This window comes from Actinomycetota bacterium (assembly GCA_005888325.1).
Lineage (GTDB): Bacteria > Actinomycetota > Acidimicrobiia > Acidimicrobiales > AC-14 > AC-14.
Genome location: VAWU01000083.1, coordinates 5,691 through 9,589 on the forward strand (window position 1 = coordinate 5,691; position 3,899 = coordinate 9,589).

General features: G+C 67.7%; 4 protein-coding genes. All 4 read left to right on the plus strand.

Features of this window, described 5'->3' with window-relative positions; translation table 11 throughout:
- Nucleotides 1-6: 6 nt before the first annotated feature.
- Nucleotides 7-408 carry a hypothetical protein gene (locus E6G06_22010; protein TML85457.1) on the plus strand — a complete coding sequence of 134 codons (402 nt, stop codon included), beginning with the start codon at nucleotides 7-9 and terminating at the stop codon, nucleotides 406-408.
- An 89-nt stretch (nucleotides 409-497) separates the two neighbouring features.
- A complete protein-coding gene (locus E6G06_22015) occupies nucleotides 498-1,622 on the plus strand; it encodes an ABC transporter ATP-binding protein (GenBank protein TML85461.1) in 1,125 nt (374 codons plus the stop codon).
- Nucleotides 1,622-3,070, plus strand: a complete 1,449-nt coding sequence (locus tag E6G06_22020; GenBank protein TML85458.1) for a glycosyltransferase family 4 protein — start codon at nucleotides 1,622-1,624, stop codon at nucleotides 3,068-3,070. Before E6G06_22015 ends, E6G06_22020 begins: the two co-directional genes overlap by 1 nt.
- 53 nt (nucleotides 3,071-3,123) lie before the next feature.
- The coding region (locus tag E6G06_22025) for a stage II sporulation protein (GenBank protein TML85459.1) at nucleotides 3,124-3,899 on the plus strand (776 nt) is incomplete at its 3' end.

Here is a 3,899-nt window from a genome sequence, read left to right on the forward strand (position 1 = left end):
AACTTCGTGCTGCCCTGGCTGCTCCTGGTGATCCTGCTCGTGGCGATCCAGACGGTGTTCGTCACCGGGATCGCCCTGATGCTCGCCGTCCTCAACGTGTACTTTCGCGACGTTCAGCATCTGATCGGGATACTGATCCAGCTCTGGTTCTACGCCACGCCGGTCGTCTACCCGCTGTCGGTGGTGCCTCGTCACGCCGAGGTCCTCGGCTGGGACCTTCCCCTGCGGACGCTGTACGAGCTCAACCCCATGGTGCGCTTCGTGGAGGCGTACCGCGACTGCTTGTACAACTTGCGCGTCCCACCCCTGGGCGATGTCGCTGCTCTGGTGGGTGTCGCAGTCGCGACGCTGATCGCAGGCATGGCGGTGTTCAACCGGCTCGAACGGCGTCTGGCGGAGGAGCTGTGACAGAGCCACGACGTGCCATCGTGGTCGACGACGTCTCCAAGCGCTTCCGTCTCTATCACGAGCGCAACCAGAGTCTGAAGGCGACCCTCATGCGTCGGGGCCGGGCAAAGTTCGAGTCGTTCGAGGCCGTCCGGCACGTGTCGTTCGATGTCGCGGCGGGCGAGACCTTCGGCCTCATCGGCGAGAACGGGTCGGGCAAGAGCACGCTCCTGAAGTGCATGGCCCGGATCTACCGGCCGGACTCGGGTCGTATCCACCTCGAAGGCAAGGTGTCGGCCCTGCTGGAGCTGGGTGCCGGGTTCCATCCCGAGCTCTCGGGCCGCGACAACGTGTACCTCAACGGAACCATCTTGGGCTTGAGCAAGCGGGAGCTCGATGCCAAGTTCGACGAGATCGTGGACTTCGCCGGGCTCCATCGGTTCATCGACACACCGGTGAAGAACTACTCGTCCGGCATGTACGTGCGGCTCGGGTTCTCGGTGGCGATCAACGTCGAGCCCGATGTGTTGCTCGTCGACGAGGTGCTCGCCGTGGGCGACGAGGAGTTCCAGCGAAAATGCGGCGAGAAGTTCGCCGCGCTCCGTCGCGACGGAAAGACGATCGTCATCGTGTCCCACGCGCTGGGCTCGGTGCGCAGCATGTGCGACCGGATCGGCTGGCTCGACCATGGCGACCTCAGGGCGCTCGGTCCTGCCGGCCAGGTCATCGACGACTACATCGACGAGACGCACGTCGACCGCGCCGAGGCCGTGGATGGCGCGGGTGCGCGCTGGGGTTCCGGTGAGGGTCGCATCGAGCGCATCGAGCTGCTCGACGCGGAAGGCACTCCGACGACGAAGGTGCGCACGGGTGACACCGTGACCATTCGCTTCCACTACGCGACCGATGAGGCGATCGAGAAGCCGGTGTTCAGGTTGGCGATTCACTCGCTCGACGGCGTCCACGTCACCGGCCCCAACACGCGCGAGGCCGGCTGCGTCCCGGGCTGGATCGACGGGGCCGGCGTGGTCGACCTGCGCGTCGAGCGCCTCCTCCTGCTCCCCGGCACCTACGACGTCACGGCCGCGCTCTCCGACTACGCGGCCCTTCACCCCTACGACTACCGACATCGGGCGTTTCGCTTCGACGTCGAGGCGGGGACCCCCCACGAGACCTACGGCGGCGTGGTGTCTCTCGGCGGCGTTTGGCGCGTCGACGCGCTCGACGACGAATGATGACCGCGATTCGGCGCCGGATCGTCGTTGCCACCGCGGACTCGGTCACGCCCAAGATGGCCGGTCCCGCCATACGCGCGTGGCAAATCGCGTCCGCCCTCTCGCGCGAGCACGACGTGCGCCTGGTCACCACGACCCGGTGCACCGTCGCCCAGCCCGACGGGTTCCGCGTATCGGCAATCGACGACCGTGGCCTGCGTGAAGCCGAGCGGTGGTGCGACGTGTTCATCTTCCAGGGTTGGGTGATGGCGAGTCGCCCCTACCTGAGGGACTCCGAGAAGATCGTCGTCGTCGACATCTACGACCCGATCCATCTGGAGCAGCTCGAGCAGGGACGAGGTGAGCGCGACGCGAAGCGGCATCGAGTGATGCACGCCGCCAGCGCGGTGCTCAACGAGCAGCTGCTTCGGGGTGACTTCTTCATCTGCGCCAGCGACAAGCAGCGCGACTTCTGGCTGGGCCATCTGGCGACGCTCGGTCGGGTGAACCCGGTGACCTACGACGAGGACGAGACCCTCCGTTCGCTCATCTCTGTCGTGCCCTTCGGCATCTCCGACGACCGTCCGGTGAAGACGCGGCCGGCCCTCAAGGGGGTCATCCCCGGCATCGGGCCGGATGACAAGGTGATCCTGTGGGGCGGTGGCATCTACAACTGGTTCGACCCGCTGTCGCTGATCCGCGCGGTCGACGGCCTCCGGCGGCGGAGATCCGATGTACGGCTCTTCTTCATGGGGCTTCGGCACCCGAACCCCGACGTCCTCGAGATGCGCATGGCGGTCGAGGCTCGCCGCCTCGCCAAGCAGCTCGGCCTCGCGGGAAGCCATGTGTTCTTCAACGAGGACTGGGTGGCGTACGACGACCGGCAGAACTTCCTGCTCGAGGCGGACGTTGGCGTCAGCACCCACCTCGATCATCTGGAGACGGCGTACTCGTTTCGCACCCGGGTGCTCGACTACCTCTGGGCGTCCCTTCCGATCGTCGCCACTCGAGGTGACGCGCTCGCGGAGCTCATCGAGGAACGACAGCTCGGGCTGACCGTTCCACCGGGCGACGTCGACGCGCTCGAGCACGCGATGTCGCGCCTTCTCGATGACGACGCGTTCGCCGCGAGCTGCCGAGAGAACACGCGCGCAGTGGCGGCGAGTTTCGCGTGGTCGGAGGTGCTCCGGCCCCTCTTGCAGTTCTGTCGCCGTCCCCGCCGTGCGCCGGACCTGCTGGTCCCCGAGCTGGTGTCCCAGCTGCGGGGCGATCTGTCGGTGCGGCCCGCGGAGCCGCGAGGCGTGCGTGTCGACGTCATGCTCGTGCGCGATTACTTCCGCGACGGCGGTCTGCGGCTGGTGCTCGAAAAGGCGTCCGGGCGACTACGGCGTTGGACCCGCCGGTTTCGTCCCGACGACCGGTCGACAAGGCCTGCGAGGCTCGACCGGAGCAAGCCTCGGGAGCCGTGACGCCCATCTCCTGAGCGGTACAGGTCCCGAGGAGAGCTTCCGATAACGGAAGGATGACCTGTCGGTTCCGCCGCGCCCTCGCTGCGGTCGCCCTGGTCTCGACGACGGTCGGCGTGGTCGCGACCAGCTCGCCGGCCGACGCCTACCCCTCGGCCAACGTCGAGCTCTCGGGCCACGGCTGGGGCCACGGGCGCGGCCTGGGGCAGTGGGGCGCGCTCGGCTATGCCCTTGACCACGGTTGGTCCTACGGCCAGATCCTGGACCACTACTACGGCGGCACGACCCTGGGGAGCCTGGGCGGCGATCCCCTCCTCGGTGTCCGGCTCACCCGCCTCGACGGCCGCGAGACTGCGGTGATGCAGGATCGGGGTCTGTTGCAGACGAACGCCGCCTTCGGGTCCTTCGTCGCGCTGCGCGCCCGTCGCGTCGGGCCCAACCTCTTCGTCGTCGAGCACGGCCCGGGTTGCGGAGGACCGTGGACGCAGCTGACGCTGGCGAGTGGTCCGGTCAACTTTGCGTCGGCGGTCGACCCCGGCGACGATCAAACGCTCATGGTGCAGGCGTGCGAGCCCGATGGCACTCGCCGCTACCTGCGCGGGACTGTCTTCGCGTTCGACGATGGCGGGAACCAACGAAGCGTGAACCGCCTGGCGATGGAGGGCTACCTCCGCGGCGTCGTACCCAGGGAGTCGCCGGCTTCGTGGGGATCTCTGGGCGGAGGCGCCGGCATGCACGCCCTCTTCGCCCAAGCGGTCGCGGCTCGCTCCTATGCGGCGTCCGAGCACCGTTATCCGTATGCCAACACCTGCGACACGACGGCTTGCCAGGT

What these genes read in the sequence shown, in the direction of transcription:
- E6G06_22020 (TML85458.1), top strand. Translation starts at nt 1,622, where the DNA reads ATGACCGCGATTCGGCGCCGGATCGTCGTTGCCACCGCGGACTCGGTC.
- E6G06_22015 (TML85461.1), top strand. Translation starts at nt 498, where the DNA reads ATGCGTCGGGGCCGGGCAAAGTTCGAGTCGTTCGAGGCCGTCCGGCAC.